Origin of the sequence: Shinella zoogloeoides (genome assembly GCF_022682305.1) — a bacterium.
In the GTDB taxonomy this organism is placed as follows: Bacteria; Pseudomonadota; Alphaproteobacteria; order Rhizobiales; family Rhizobiaceae; genus Shinella; species Shinella zoogloeoides_B.
Window position 1 is genome coordinate 3,605,682 of record NZ_CP093528.1, and the last position, 14,027, is coordinate 3,619,708.

The following is a 14,027-nucleotide window of genomic DNA, read 5'->3' on the forward strand; positions in this document are numbered from 1 at the left end:
CCGTCCGCACTCTCACTCTCGGGGGGCGTTGCGGGGTCTCCCCGCAGAAGGGGGTGCGTCGGCAACGAAGTGCCGACCAGGAGGAAGGCTTTCCCCCGCAAGACCGTAAAACCGTGGAAGCGTATAAATGCAAAAGCGTGGATACGGACCGCCGGAAACCGCGAATGACCACCAGCCTCGAAATCCATGCGGTGGCGCCCTATCTTGCCATCCATGTGCAACGCCTATGAACAGCATGTGAAATGGGTCGAGTATTGCAGGATGATGCAGGCGCTGGAGCTTGGTATCCCGGCGAGCCAGAGCGAGCGCGACCTTCCCGAACATGACGACATCCGCATCAACCAGATGGGTCCGGTGATGCGGGCGACGGCGAACGACCGCGAGGTCGAGCTGGAGCCTATGAATTTCGGGTTGCCGTCGAACCGGCCCAAGGGTGGGCCGGTGTTCAATTTCCGCTCGGAGGGGCGCAACTTCTCGAACACGCAGCGCTGCCTCGTCCCGGCTTCGGCCTTCTTCGAGTTCACCGGCACGAAATACCCGAAGACCAAGCATCGCTTCACGCTGAACGGGGCGCCTTTCATGGCGATTGCCGGCATCTGGCGCGAGCCACAGGGCAATCACCCGGCCTCCTTCGCCATGCTGACTACCGAACCCGGTCCCGACGTGAAGCCGATCCACAACCGGCAAATCGTGGTGCTGCGGCCGGAAGATTGGGCGGCCTGGCTATGGCTGACGAAATCCGAGGCCGAGTTGTTACGGCCGCTGGAGCAAGGCTCCCTCTCGGTCGAGACGGTGCGGAAGGGCGTCGACTAGCCCGATCGCCGCTTCCATCCGCCACTATGACAGCGGCATCCGACGACGAAAGCGGCCATCGGCTTCTCCAACATGCGTTAGTGCGCTCGACCGCTTCCCGGCCGAGGTGACGCCTTTCCTTGAAGAGTCTAGGGTAGATTTGAGGAAGTTACGGAGCTGTTGGCAGGGGCATGGCGGATATATTTGAGAATGCGGTAACTTCGATTGTGCTCGGTATCGAAGATTTCAGAGAGGGCTCCGACGCGCGCATGCTGAGTGCGGCGCGCAACTACTACGCCGGCGTGCTGCTACTGGGCAAGGAATGCCTCGTCCGTGCCGCCCCTGACGCCGATCCGATGGAGATCATCGGCGCGAAATTCGAACCCGTCCCCGATGGTGACGGCGGCGTTGACCATGAGGTTGTCGGCTATGCGACGGTAGATCTCGCCCAGCTCAAGAGCCGATTCAAGAAATTCGGCTTGTCCTGGCCTGACGTGAACATCGAAAAGCTGCAACGATTCCGAAACAATCTTGAGCATTATCACCTGGCCGAACCCGTTGGAGCGCTGAAGGAGGCGATCGCCGCTTCATTTCCGATGGTTATCGACTTCCTGGAGACGCTGAAAGAAGATCCGCAAGACGTCTTGGCGGACGTCTGGGATACAATCCTTGAAGAGACGAATGCCTTCAACAAGGTCCAGAAGAGCTGCATGGACAGCCTTCTGCGCCTGAATTGGCCCGGTGAGATCGGACAACTGGATCGTATGTCTTGCGATAATTGTGGCTCGTCACTTATCGGTCAGACCGACCGCGACAATATCGAGAGTGAAGCGGCCGACGGCAAATGCTTCCAGTGTGGCCATGAGTACGATCAGCAGCAGCTAGCTGAAATGATCGTGTCGGCGAGCTACGAGATCGACGCCTACTACGCCGCCAAGAACGGTGACTCGTCACCGATCGCGACATGCCCCGAATGCAGCGCCGACGCCTATGTCGAGAATGGAGAAATGAGCATTTGCTTTGCATGTAAGGAAACGATCGGTGGCGAGTGCAGTCGATGCAGTGCCGACATCACGGTCCATGAGTACAATCCAGACTATCCCGGTTTGTGCAGCTACTGCGCTCACACCTGGGAAAAGGTTATGCGAGAGTGACGAAGGATATTGTCATCCGCACCGCCGTCGAGGCGGATAATTTGATGGAGATGGTGCGGGCCTCCGCTGCACGGGCTCAACAGTGGATTGCGTCGCAATCGGGAGACCCGCTGGACCTGTTGCGCCGGATGAAGTTCGATCCAATCGGATTCCATCCCCTCGAGGATCGACCGTTAAATCTGATCGAGCAGATCAACCAGACTTGGACTTTCGCCGTCGCCATCGCGGCTGCGCGGCAATTGCTGAGCCTTCATCCAGACGTGAGCGGGTTTCGGCTCGCCCCTGGCGCACATGCATCGCTTGAACTAGACATCATGAGCCAGGAAGCCGGCTATGTCGGCGCCGAGACGTTTGCGGCTGTCAATCCACGCAACAACGGCAAGCTGGCAGCCGATCTTGGTAAACTCGCCGGTCGCATGGAGCGGCACAGATACGTGTTCTTCATGTCCCCCTTGTTCCCCGGCAACGAACGCCGACCACAGTTCGAGCGCCATGGGATAGAAGTCTGGTCTGTCGACTTCTGACTTGGAGGAAGCGGCTGTCTCCCAGGGCGGTCGGTACAGCCAAACCGTGCGAGATTGGCTGGGCTGTATTTCGCGGGATGGCCTAACGACGGGCGCGAAAATTCGGTTGGAAACCGGCTTTGGTGGAGAGCGCACCGTCTGCTTTCGGATAGGCTGCGGCAAGAGCGGGCTCGCCGCCGATGGCGGATGGCAGACAACCGCGGCCGCACCTCGTTCGACTCAAAGCTGGATAACCTTTGGCTTCTTGCCGGGGAAGCGAGGCTTAGGAGGGGCTACGGCTCGACGTGATGTTTCGTACCCATCCTCACCGTCATCATCTGAGTCGCCGGCTTTTGAAGTCTCGACTGCGAGGACGACGCCCTTCTTTCCCTGCAATGCCGCCCTCAGGTATGGGGCCAGGACATCGGTCTGAAGAGCCGAAGTTCCAACCCACCCACGGCCGACCATGTCGATGAAATGAGTCGGGGTGAAGTGTCGTCGACCAAAAGTCTCCGCGTAGACGATTGTGCCTCCCTTCTTTCCCTTGGCGGCCGGTGTCTTTACCAGCCGCTTCCAGTAGCTCAAGGGAACGTAGATGCCCGGCACATGGCCCTTGGCATCATGGGATAGGAGCTTGCTACAGAATTTGAGAAAGAATGGATCCGCACCGAAGCGATATCCGTCACAGCTTTCGTCAACCGCGACCGCCCCGAGCGTCGCCGACGCTGAATCCATTCGTGCGATCTCCTCGTCCAGCTGAGCGTCCGGCCTGTAGCCGCCTTCGCCGTCAACGCCGGAGAACATTTTGTATTGCACGAAAACGACCGACTTCAGCGTCTCGTTCACATAAATCAAGTCGGTTCCAAGTTGCCTCTCAAGTGGCAGCTTATTCGCCAAGATAATGGTGAGATTGGTGTCACCGTTGGTGAACAGCTTCGCGGGATAGCGCTGGCGCCTGACGAACTGCCAGTCTTCATCAGCTTGGTCCAGATCCTGAAGGATCGCCAAATCCTCTATCGTTGTCACATCATCTTCGCTGTCGAAGATTGACGTCAATCCCTTCGCGCCATCCTCGCCGAGTTGGGTCGGGATTGTGAGTTGCTGCCTGGGGATTCGTGCAATTTCAAGCGATGTGACAACCGCATCTCGTTGATAGGCCCAATTTGTCTTGGCGCGTGTCGGCGTGGGGTCCGGAGGTGGCGGGCGACGATCCACCAAACCTTCCGTGATCTTGGACGCTTCGGCATCGACTTGGCGCAACGCCGTCATGATCAAGGAGAAGGCCGACGGCGATATGTGGCCGCCAAGGAGCGCCTGCTTCGCGCGCCATGCCTGCGTGCCGGCAAGTTTCGCTTTGATCGCTGCCACGCGCACGGGTTTCGTGAATGGCATAACGTTCCAGAGATCCAGCTTGTCCTTTCCGGACTCCGCCGGATAATAGACAACGCTCCGGGCAACGTGCGTAAGATACCCCTTTTTTGTGCTGATAAAGCAGAGCATCCAGCGTCTTCGGAGTGCCGTCGGAATTTTCGGAACAGCTTGGCTGCAGGTGCTCTCTGCATAGAGATCAATCTCAAGCTCCTTCAATCGTTCGGCTGAAATCAAAAGCACGTACCCGTGTTCTGGAACCCAGGGATAGCGCGCTTCAAGGTATTGATTTCCTGGCAGCGGCAACGATTTGTCCTCTATTTCGAATACTGTTTGCTCAAACGCGATGAAGGCATTGAATCTTGGGCACCTTCGACGCACGACGAATAGCTACAACACACTACAGACTGCCGCGCGAATTGTAGACATCGACCGTCTCTAGCGGGATATTAGATTCTTTGCCGACCCGTCATCGAAGGGCCACGCTACCGCGACAGAGTTCTGGATCGAAGGATTCGCTGCTCTGTGCTCGAAATGAAGCCGGAAGCGGCGGTTGCCCGACTCCGCCTCATTTGAAATCGCGGGTCTTCACGCGGATTTCCCCGATATGACCATATCCGTCCGTGAGCGTCCGCCCCCGGAACGGGCGCGGCGGCAGACCGCGCGGATCGGGCGTCGGAGAGCCGTGATGCAGCTCATCCCCGCGTCCGTGAGGCAGAGGAAAAGCCGCATCGCGGCGACCGACGCTGGCGAGGTCGCTGGAGAGATCGGTGATGCGCTGCGCAACGAGATGTACCACCGCGCCCTCACGCTGGATGCGACCACGTACGCCGAGCATACCGGCTGACAGCAATGTCCGGCGATTGGCCTCGAACACCTTGGGCCAGACCACGAGGTTGGCGATGCCCGCCTCGTCTTCCAGAGTCACGAACAACACCCCCTTGGCGCTGCCGGGACGCTGGCGAACGAGGACGATGCCGGCGGCTTCCAGCCAGCGGCCGTCGCGGGAGTCCATCGCCTCGGCGCAGGAGACGATGCGACGGCGGCGGAGATCCTCGCGCAGGAACGAAACCGGATGGGCGCGCAGCGACAGGCCGGTATGGCCGTAATCCTCGACCACCTCGCTGCCGGCGGTCATCGGCACGAGGGAGATGGCCGGCTCCTCGATCTCGGGCACGACTGCCGCCTCGCGCGCGCTCGCCGCCGCGAACAAGGGCAATGGCTCGTCGCGCAGGCCGCGGATGGCCCAGAGTGCTTCGCGGCGGGCGAGCCCGAAGGGCGGCCGGAAGGCATCGGCCTCGGCGAGCTGGACCAGCGCGGCCTGCGGCACACCGGCCCGGCGCCAGAGGTCATCCACCGACGCATAGGGCTGGTCGGCCCGCGCGCCGACGATCGATGCGGCATGGGCATTGGCAAGCCCCTTGACCATACGCATCCCCAGCCGAACGGCGAAGCGATCCTCGTCGGCGGTGGGTTCGAGCGTGCAATCCCACCGGGATGTATTGACGCAGACCGGACGGATTTCGACGCCATGGTCGCGGGCATCGCGAACGAGCTGGGCGGGCGCATAGAACCCCATCGGCTGGGAGTTGAGCAGAGCGGCAGCAAAGACATCCGGGTGCCAGCATTTCAGCCATGCGGAGGCATAGGCGATCAGCGCGAAGGACGCTGCGTGTGATTCCGGAAAACCGTAGCTTCCGAACCCCTCCAACTGCTTGAACGTCGCCTCGGCGAATTCGCGGTCGTACCCATGTTCGACCATCCCGTCGATCAGCTTGGCCTTGAATGCCGATACCCCGCCGGTGTGCTTGAAGGTCGCCATCGACTTGCGCAGCATGTCGGCCTCGCCCGGCGTAAAGCCCGCGCAGGTTATCGCGACCTGCATGGCCTGTTCCTGAAACAGCGGGACCCCAAGCGTCTTTCCGAGCACCTTTTCCAGTTCCGGCTTCGGATAGACGACATCCTCCTTGCCATCGCGGCGGCGCAGATAGGGATGCACCATGTCGCCCTGGATCGGCCCCGGCCGAACGATAGCGACCTGCACCACCAGATCGTAATAGGTGCGGGGTTTCAGGCGCGGCAGCATGCTCATCTGCGCGCGGCTTTCGATCTGGAACGTGCCGAGCGTGTCCGCCTTGCGGATCATGGCGTAGGTGCGCGGGTCTTCCGGTGGGATGGTCGCGAGGTCGAGATTGACGCCCTTGTGCTCGGCCAGAAGGTCGAGGCCCTTCTTCATCGCCGTCAGCATCCCCAAGGCGAGGATGTCCACCTTCATGAAGCGCAAGGCGTCGATATCGTCTTTGTCCCATTCCACCACCTGCCTTCCGGCCATCGCCGCGGGCTCGATCGGCACGAGATCGTCGAGCCTGTCGTGTGTCAGGACGAAGCCGCCCGGATGCTGCGAGAGATGGCGCGGCGCACCGCGCAGTTGCTGCGCGAGTTGAAGGGTCAGCCGCAGGCGACGATTGCCGGTATCGAGGTTGAGCTGCTGGACCTGGCTGTCGCTGACGCCTTCCTCGCCCCAGCCCCAGACCTGGCCGGAGAGCGTGGAGACGAGATCCTCGGACAGGCCGAGGGCTTTGCCGACGTCTCTTAACGCGCCTTTGGTGCGATAACGGATGACGGTGGAGCAGAGCGCGGCGCGGTCGCGGCCATAGGTGTCGAACACCCATTGCATGACGATCTCGCGCCTTGCGTGCTCAAAATCCACGTCGATATCGGGCGGCTCGCGCCGTTCTTCCGAGACGAACCGCTCGAAGAGAAGATCGTTGCGGCCGGGGTCGATAGAGGTGATGCCGAGCACGTAGCACACCGCCGAATTGGCCGCCGAGCCGCGTCCTTGGCAGAGGATGTCGCGGGCGCGAGCAAATCGGACGATGGAATTGACCGTGAGGAAGTACGGGGCATAGTCCAGCTTGGCGATCAGCGACAGCTCGTGCTTCAGCGCGGCGACGACTTTTCCCGGCACACCCTCCGGATAGCGCCGCTCCGCACCCTCCCAGGTCAGCTTTTCCAGCGTCTGCTGCGGTGTCAGCGTCGGGTCGTCGCGCTCTTCCGGATACTGGTAGCGCAGCTCGTCCATGGAGAAGGTGCAGCGCCGCGCGATCTCCAGGGTGCTGGCCAGCGCCTCGGGGTAGCGGGTGAACAGCCGGTGCATTTCTTCCGGCGGCTTGAGAAAGCGGTCTGCATGGCGTTCGCGCCGCTCGCCCAAGTCGTCGATGGTGACGTTGTGCCGGATACAGGTCACGACATCCTGCAAGATGCGGCGGCCGGGATCGTGAAACAGTACGTCGTTGGTGATGATCGTCGGCACGCGCATCTGCGTCGCGAGATTCGACAGGTCGTGAAGTCGGAGCTGGTCGTTGGGCCGCCGCCGCAGCGACATGGCCATATATGCGCGATCGCCGAACGCCTCGCGCAGCCGGCGCAGATGAAAGGCGCAGGTCTCATCGGCCATGTCGGGGATCAGCACCGCGATCAGGCCGTCGCCATAGGCAACGAGATCGTCCCATGTGAGATGGCATTTGCCCTTGCCGGCGCGGCCCTTGCCGAGCGACAGCAGGCGGCATAGCCGCGAATAGGCCGGGCGATCGGTCGGATAGACGAGAACGGACACATCATCCGCAAGATCGAGCCGGCAACCGACGATCAGGCGAATCCCTGTCTCTTTCGCCGCCTCATGGGCGCGCACGATGCCGGCGAGCGAATTGCGATCAACGATGCCCAACGCCTCGATGCCGAGTTCGGCGGCGCGGGCGAACAGCTCGGCCGGGCTGGACGCACCGCGCAGGAACGAGAAATGCGAGGTGACTTGCAGCTCGGCATATCGGGGCGCGCTCATCCGAACACCCCATGCAGGAACCAGCGATGCGAGCCGGTCTCGGGGTCTTCACCGTTGCCGGCGCGGAAGATCCAGTACCGTTCTCCGCTGTCGACCTCGATCCTGAAATAATCCCGGATCGCCGCAAGCTCGGTATCGCGCTTCCACCATTCAGCATGTACGCGCTCGGGACCATCGGCCTTCTTCACGCGGCGGCGCACGCCGCGCCAGGTGATCGACACCGGCGGATTGTCCGGCAGGAGCGCGATGGCGTCGATCTGCTCGGGATGGGCCAGCAGCCGCGCCGGCCGCGGCCAATGGCCGGGCCAGGTCGCGCCTGTCTCGGGCGCCATGGCGGGGATGCGACAGACGGAGCGTTCCGGCACGTCGCTGGCGACCGGCGCCATACGGTAGATCGCCCGCTCGCCGACGCGGTTCATCAGCGTGTCGACCAGATCGGAAATGTCGGGCGCGGCCGTCTCGATCAGGCTGCTCGCCATCTGCCGGCGCTGAAGCGGCTCGGCGATGGTGGCTGTCAGAGACATGATCTCGATGCCGAAGCCCGGATCGATCTTCTCGATCTGGTCACAGAGAAGACGTGTCAGCCGCTTGACGTCGCGAACCGGCTGCGCGGTCCCGACCCGCACCGCCTCGATCCGGTTGTCGACACGATGACAGAGGAGATCGAGACGGCGGGCACCGAGACCCTTTTCCTCAAGGAGATCGCAGAGCTGCGCAACGAGCTTGCCGATATAGCGCGCGATCGTCTCGGCCGCGCCGATCGGCTCGCCATGGACCTTGCGCACCTCGATCAGGTCGGCAGGCCGGATCGGATCGATCGGCTCGGCGAGATCGCCGAGCGCCTGGTTGAGGCGGCGCGCGAACTCCGGCCCGAACCGAAGGGTGAGCGGTGCGCGCGGCTGGGCGAGCACGTCGCGCACGCGCTCGAAGCCGAGGACGCGCAGATCGGCGACCATGACGGGTGGCAACCGAAGGGCCGCGAGCGGGAGCGGATCGAGAACGGCCGCGCCATGTCCGGACGGCGCGACGAAGACCGGATCGGCGGCGAAGCGGGCGAGCGCATGGGCCGCGCCCCATGTGTCGGCGACGGCGGCGCGCGCCGTCACGCCCGACATGGCGAGACGCCCGATCAGGGCTTCGGCCATGGCTTCTTCCCCGCCATGCAGATGATCCGCGCCGGTCGAGTCGATGACGATGCCGTCCGGAGCGTCGGATGCGACGATCGGCGAGACGCGCTGCAGCACCCAGAGCGCCAGCCGCTCCAGGCCCTCGGCGTCGGCGACCGGATCGGCGTCCATGGTGATCAGGCCGGAAACGAGAATCTGGGCCTTGGTCGCGGGCATGCCGGGGCGCAGCCCGGCGGCGCGGGCGGCGGCGTCCACCGCCGTCACGACCCGTCTGTTCCCATCCCGGCCAATCAGGACAAGCGGCGCCTCAGCCGGAGGCGCCGCGTCGCCAGCCTTCCGCCGCAGCCGATCCGTGGACCAGGCCGGCAGGAAGAGCGAGACAACCCGCGTCATCGCAAGCCTCCAACTCGAAATCAGCACTATCCCCGCCGCCCTTGGCGTGGATCAACTCAACAAGCCAGCGATGGCGGCCGACGCCCGGAACCGGCAGGGTCTCGGACGGAATGACGGACACGCGCCAGCGCGTCCGCGATGCGGTCTGCCCTCCGAAGTCATAGGCGTCGGCGTGCCGCCGCCAGCGGCGCAGCGCGATGCCGATGGTTCCCGTCCCCTCGGCCGCGAGCTGAAGGCGGCGCGAGGCGGTCATCGACAGTCGGGCGACCTCGCCGACGACAGCGCCGAGCCCGCCATGGCGAAGACCTTCCTCCATGCAGGCGAGAACCATCTTGTCGTCGCCACCTTCGAGATAGACGACGCGATCGGAGGAGAGCCCAACCTGAGACAGCGCGGGGGCGAACAGGTCTGGCCGTGTGACGCACCAGAGAATCTTGCCCGAGGTCCGGGCGGCTATCCCGGCCGCAAAGAGCGCCGCGGCCGCACCGTCGAGCGCGCCGTTGCCGCCACCGGCAACTTCATGCAGCGCCCCGCGCGCCAGACCACCGCCGGGGAGTCGTGAGTCGACCGCGGCGATTCCGAACGGAAGCACCGATGTCGCGCGCCGGGATCGACCTTCGATCTTCTCGATCTGCGCGCGCAAAGACTCTATGGCGGGCTCGGGCCGCAAGCTCGTTCTTGACCTCCAGGGGCGGATAGGTTTTCATGTTCCCTATTTGTTCTTATTTTCAGATGAAAGAGTCAAGGAAGAAGAGTCACGCGGCGTTCACGGGGCCGGATCGACCGGCGCTCAGCGCACCATGACGTGCTTGCGGCGAGGGGTCCGCACTCTCACTCTCGGGGGCGTTGCGGGGTCTCTCCGCAGAAGCGGGGTGCGTAGGCAACGAAGTGCCGACCAGGGGGAAGGCTTTCCCCCAAACCGCCAAGCCGAGAGTTTCAGGGTTTCAGGTCAGGATCGCGCTCGGTGTCTGAGAAGATAGACGCTCACGGCCGATGCCACGGTGACAACCAGCTCGGCCTCAGCGAATAGCGGCGCTCGTCCCTCTTGGATGTGGCGACCTTGTTGAGACGCGAATCCCCAAAGGCGGTGGAGCGCACCGTCAAGCGGCGCGGGCAGCGGGAGGCGATTGATGATGCTCCCAAGCGTATCGTTACTGCCGTCGATCTCGCGGGCCACGCATTCCAAGGCCGCCATTGCGTGTTGGATGGCGCCGGTGACGTCTGCCTCGGGACGACGGGATATGTCGCGAAGCGCCTCATGCACTTCGTTCGCGGCTGTCGGAGTGCCCGCGATGCGCATCGTCTCAACCGCATCTCGCGTCGCTAGGGCGAATGCCTCGGAGCCTCGCACGACGATGCGGCCGTCTTCGAATTGCCAGCCGATTCCGTGCTCGCGGAAAAGCTGATCCAAGCGGCGGACGAAATCTGTTTGGAGGATACCCGAATAGTCTTGGCGTCCGATCTGCTCATGGAGTCGTTCCGCGAGATCGTAAATCTTGTACCATGGCGCCTCGGAAACAAGGTCGTCGACTTCGCGAGCGACATTCTCCGGCGACCAGTTATTGGGATCGGGCCGTTTCAGAAGCACGGCGCAAACGATCTCTCGAATGCCTTTTGCACTCAGGCCCGCCGCGTATGCCAACTGAGTCACGCCGATGCGCAACACCTCGGGCGCGTCCTCCCGAATGGTGATTTCGGCGTCAGGCGCGCCGTAACCGAAGCGTTCCGAAAATGAAGAGCCGGACCCGACCATGTACGCCCCCCAATCAGTACCGGAATCCGAGCAGACTACCGCTCGGGTCGGTATCCGTCAGACGCAGCCGAACGAGCGCCTCATAGTCGAAGCCCGGCGAAAAGTCGCTGACCGGGACCATGTCGGTGTTGAGGGTGCAGATATATTGAAATTCGTATTTTGCGGCCATCGCTGCCGCTAGTTCGAGCGCGTGGGCTCGCTGACGGGGATCAACGCCGTCGAAGATCGTGCTGTCGTGAATCAGGAAGTCGATCCCGAGACCGCGCTGCCGCGCGAATGAGATCAGCATGAGATCGTAGCAGAAGATTTTCATCTTGCTGATACCCTCGCTCGGGCTACCGGCAATCTCTACGTCGAACTTGTAGCCCGTATCATCGATGTCGATGACTAGGCGACCGGGCGATTTGTAGAGACTCTCGGAGAATTCAGAGAACAGGCTGAGCGCCTGTGACCAGAGCGCACGCCGTTCTTCATAATCGAGTGTTGTCGCGCGCTTCAGCTCCACGGTCTCGACCTTGATCGTGTCCGCCTTTGTGGTCATCTGGCGAAGCTGGGTGATCCTGTTGGTCAGTTCATCGACCTTCAGCCGGGTGGCGGCATGCAGCTCCTGTAGCTGCGTCAGTTCCTCCAGCGCGCCCTGTCCGGCAAGCGCGCTAAGGTAGCCGGCGCGGCGATCCGTGAGGGTCGCGATGTTCATTTCGCGCTCGCTCACAGCGGTTTCCAGCGCGGCAATCTCGCTGGCGATAAACTCGCGGCGGTTGGCGATGATCTGCGCATTGAACGCCCGCGCATCCTCCAGCGTCTTCTTGACGGCGCCTGGTAGGGCGACGCCCGCCTCACCATAGAGAGCTTCCAGCCGGTCTTCGGTGGGTGCGTCTTCGCTGACCAGCGAGTCACGGTAGCGGTCGAGCCGGCGCTTATCCACGATATTGGCGTTGACCAAGCCGTGGATTTCGCCGGTCAGGAAGTTCGCTTGGCCCTCGATCTCGCGGTACTGCGGGAGCACGCGGAAGCTTGAGAGAGCATCGCGCTCGCGTTCGAGCTGTGTCGACAGGCGAAGGCGTTCGGCTTCGAGTTCACCGAGGGACGCCAGTTCGCCGTCGACCGCTCCAGTCTTGATCGCCTGTTTGAGCGCGTCGAGCGCGTTCTTTTGGTCCTTGAGCTGCTGCCAGGTCGCGGCCTTCTCCCAGTTCAATCCGAGAAGGAACGCGTTGTGGACCTGGATGTCCCAAATCTTCTGATTATCGAAATGCTTGAAGGGGATGTTGTAGGCGGCTGTCTGGTTACGGACAAAATAGGAAAGCAGCGACCGCGCCGAGGGCTTGTAACCCGACTCGGCAGACAGTTCGCTGATGCCGAAGAGAGACCAGGCGAGGACCGCTCGCCATTTCTTCGCGTCGAGACCGGGCACGCCTTCCTTGTTTGGCGTCGGACGGACAGGCCAGTCGTCGGTCGCGCCTTCGATCGCGAAGAAACCGGGCGTGTCGGTGGCTCGCGTTACCGCGACGTCGCGGCCGGACAGAGAAAGCTCCAGTGTGAATGCCCAACCCTGCAAAGCTTCGATGCGAAGTCCCTTTCCGGGTGAGGTATTGCTTGCGAGACAGAAGTCGATGATCTCGATGAGCGTCGATTTGCCAAGCGCGTTCGTCGTGTCCTTGTCACCGGCCGAGGTGGATCGGTCGGCCAGTATGAGATTGACTCCTGGCTGAAGCAGAGCGGTGTGGAAGCCTTTCTGATTGGCGCGGACAGCTCGGATCATGAGGCGGTCCTGACGATGAGGCCGTCTCGAATGTCGATGGCGCCGATGAGATAGAGGAGGTTCGAGGCCAGCACGAACCGCTCGAAAGTTCCGACGTTCGGCTCCGTGCGCAGACGCTCCCAAAGACCCGAGACGGTCATGGGCGTGCTGAGGTGGGCAAGCAGCGTCGCGCCGACGCCGATCAGCGCCTCGTTCTGCGGGATATGTTTGGTCGGAAGAATCATTTCTCAAACACGTCGCAGATTTCGAAAAGATAGATCAGCACCGCGATACCCGCAGTCTTGTCCGCCTGCCGATGCAACCCGCGTTGGGCGAAGGCGCACATCAGCTCGAACAGCTCGTCGCCCTTATGGCCCTCCTTCCGACGCGCGTAATATTCCTCAAGGAAGCCGGCTTTGAGGCGTTCGGGAAAGTCCGGATCGAGCTGTGCTTCGGCCTCGACATAGTCGCCAACGGTAGCTCGCGAGGTCAGACCGGCAGCAATGATATGCCGAGATCCGTTCGACAGCGCGTTCTTCTTGATCTTCTCGTCGGGCGCGGTGAGATCGAACGATCCATTGCCTGCAGGAGCTTGGCTGGCGACCCACGACACAGCGTTCTGCAATTCGGGAAAGGCAACGTCCGCGAAAGCCGCCTCCATCGCCTGGCGAACCTGCTCTTCGTGGCTTTCCTTCAATTGCTGCAACGTCGCGGTGGGCCAATCAGCCTCGACCTTGTCGATGATCGTATGGTGGTCGGTGCAGAGGTAGATAAGGTTGCGGACGTTATCGCGCTCCGCATCGGTCATGGAGGCGTCGTAGCGCGCGGCGGTCGGCTTTTCACCCCGAATATGCGCCGCCTCGCCGACATAGGTGTCGTCTCCCACCTGGGCGTCGTAGGTGAGATGCTTGCCACATTTCGGAAAGGCGCAGACGCCGCCGCTTCGAAAAGCCAGGATGATTCTCGTCGGATAACTAGCGCCCACGCCGACCGCCCATCTGCGCGCGCGTGCCAGGACGGCGGGTCGTTATCTGTGGAGGAGCGCTGGCATCGCCGAGCTGGTGAATCCGCAATGCGGGCCGCTGCGGCAGCTTGACCGTCAATTCGAGTTCTCCTCCCACAGCTTCCACATAGCTGCGGAGAGTGGAGAGATACATATCGGTCTGCCGCTCGATCTGAGAAACCGAGGGCTGCTTGATGTTGAGCGCGGATGCAATCTCAGCCTGGGCCTTACCCGTAATCTGCCGCAACTCGCGAAGGCCCTCGACTTCCTGCTTCAAATCCTGATAGCGCTCGTCGATCGCTGCCTGCTCTTCGGCAGGGAGCGCGGCAATGATGTCATTCAGGCTCCGACCCAT

Annotated in this window: 12 protein-coding genes; 3 read left to right on the top strand and 9 right to left on the bottom strand. The window is 62.4% G+C overall.

Translation table 11 applies throughout. From position 1 onward, the window contains the following. The first annotated feature begins 213 nt into the window (after positions 1-213). The 3 genes from MOE34_RS17950 to MOE34_RS17960 all read left to right on the top strand — a co-directional run bounded on the left by MOE34_RS17950 (position 214) and on the right by MOE34_RS17960 (position 2,470). Positions 214-813, top strand: coding sequence for an SOS response-associated peptidase (locus MOE34_RS17950; protein ID WP_242224132.1), 600 nt, complete (start codon positions 214-216; stop codon positions 811-813). Between the two features lie 170 nt (positions 814-983). Then, entirely contained in the window at positions 984-1,946 is a 963-nt protein-coding gene (locus MOE34_RS17955) for a hypothetical protein (RefSeq protein WP_242218870.1), read from the top strand. Continuing rightward, positions 1,943-2,470, top strand: a complete 528-nt coding sequence (locus MOE34_RS17960; RefSeq protein ID WP_242218872.1) for a hypothetical protein — start codon at positions 1,943-1,945, stop codon at positions 2,468-2,470. The genes MOE34_RS17955 and MOE34_RS17960 overlap by 4 nt, the downstream gene beginning before the upstream one ends. A 219-nt stretch (positions 2,471-2,689) precedes the next feature. Here MOE34_RS17960 and MOE34_RS17965 read toward each other — a convergent pair whose 3' ends face one another. The 9 genes from MOE34_RS17965 to MOE34_RS18005 all read right to left on the bottom strand — a co-directional run bounded on the left by MOE34_RS17965 (position 2,690) and on the right by MOE34_RS18005 (position 14,027). Beyond that, positions 2,690-4,123 (bottom strand): hypothetical protein, encoded by a 1,434-nt coding sequence (locus MOE34_RS17965; protein ID WP_242218874.1) that lies wholly within the window; start codon positions 4,121-4,123, stop codon positions 2,690-2,692. Between the two features lie 262 nt (positions 4,124-4,385). After that, positions 4,386-7,658: an error-prone DNA polymerase gene (locus MOE34_RS17970; protein WP_242218876.1), complete on the bottom strand. Its 3,273-nt coding sequence runs from the start codon at positions 7,656-7,658 to the stop codon at positions 4,386-4,388. Then, positions 7,655-9,178 carry a Y-family DNA polymerase gene (locus tag MOE34_RS17975; RefSeq protein WP_242218878.1) on the bottom strand — a complete coding sequence of 508 codons (1,524 nt, stop codon included), beginning with the start codon at positions 9,176-9,178 and terminating at the stop codon, positions 7,655-7,657. The genes MOE34_RS17970 and MOE34_RS17975 overlap by 4 nt, the downstream gene beginning before the upstream one ends. Then, positions 9,093-9,848, bottom strand: coding sequence for an ImuA family protein (locus tag MOE34_RS17980; protein ID WP_242218880.1), 756 nt, complete (start codon positions 9,846-9,848; stop codon positions 9,093-9,095). The genes MOE34_RS17975 and MOE34_RS17980 overlap by 86 nt, the downstream gene beginning before the upstream one ends. Positions 9,849-10,127: 279 nt before the next feature. Continuing rightward, entirely contained in the window at positions 10,128-10,931 is an 804-nt protein-coding gene (locus tag MOE34_RS17985; protein WP_242218882.1) for an AbiJ-NTD4 domain-containing protein, read from the bottom strand. 13 nt (positions 10,932-10,944) lie between these two features. After that, on the bottom strand, positions 10,945-12,690 hold the full coding sequence (locus MOE34_RS17990) for a DUF2326 domain-containing protein (protein ID WP_242218884.1): 1,746 nt from the start codon (positions 12,688-12,690) through the stop codon (positions 10,945-10,947). Continuing rightward, positions 12,687-12,914 (bottom strand): ABC-three component system middle component 6, encoded by a 228-nt coding sequence (locus MOE34_RS17995; protein WP_242218886.1) that lies wholly within the window; start codon positions 12,912-12,914, stop codon positions 12,687-12,689. The genes MOE34_RS17990 and MOE34_RS17995 overlap by 4 nt, the downstream gene beginning before the upstream one ends. Continuing rightward, the gene (locus MOE34_RS18000) at positions 12,911-13,654 is read right to left on the bottom strand and encodes an HNH endonuclease (RefSeq protein ID WP_242218888.1); all 744 of its coding nucleotides are present in this window, start codon (positions 13,652-13,654) and stop codon (positions 12,911-12,913) included. Before MOE34_RS18000 ends, MOE34_RS17995 begins: the two co-directional genes overlap by 4 nt. Continuing rightward, on the bottom strand, positions 13,644-14,027 hold the full coding sequence (locus tag MOE34_RS18005; RefSeq protein ID WP_242218890.1) for an XRE family transcriptional regulator: 384 nt from the start codon (positions 14,025-14,027) through the stop codon (positions 13,644-13,646). The genes MOE34_RS18000 and MOE34_RS18005 overlap by 11 nt, the downstream gene beginning before the upstream one ends.

Excerpts from the sequence above, each read along its gene's own strand:
- MOE34_RS17975 (WP_242218878.1), bottom strand. The coding sequence starts at position 9,178 with ATGACGCGGGTTGTCTCGCTCTTCCTGCCGGCCTGGTCCACGGATCGG.
- MOE34_RS17985 (WP_242218882.1), bottom strand. The coding sequence starts at position 10,931 with ATGGTCGGGTCCGGCTCTTCATTTTCGGAACGCTTCGGTTACGGCGCG.
- MOE34_RS17955 (WP_242218870.1), top strand. The coding sequence starts at position 984 with ATGGCGGATATATTTGAGAATGCGGTAACTTCGATTGTGCTCGGTATC.
- MOE34_RS17970 (WP_242218876.1), bottom strand. The coding sequence starts at position 7,658 with ATGAGCGCGCCCCGATATGCCGAGCTGCAAGTCACCTCGCATTTCTCG.
- MOE34_RS18005 (WP_242218890.1), bottom strand. The coding sequence starts at position 14,027 with ATGGGTCGGAGCCTGAATGACATCATTGCCGCGCTCCCTGCCGAAGAG.
- MOE34_RS17990 (WP_242218884.1), bottom strand. The coding sequence starts at position 12,690 with ATGATCCGAGCTGTCCGCGCCAATCAGAAAGGCTTCCACACCGCTCTG.
- MOE34_RS17995 (WP_242218886.1), bottom strand. The coding sequence starts at position 12,914 with ATGATTCTTCCGACCAAACATATCCCGCAGAACGAGGCGCTGATCGGC.
- MOE34_RS17950 (WP_242224132.1), top strand. The coding sequence starts at position 214 with ATGTGCAACGCCTATGAACAGCATGTGAAATGGGTCGAGTATTGCAGG.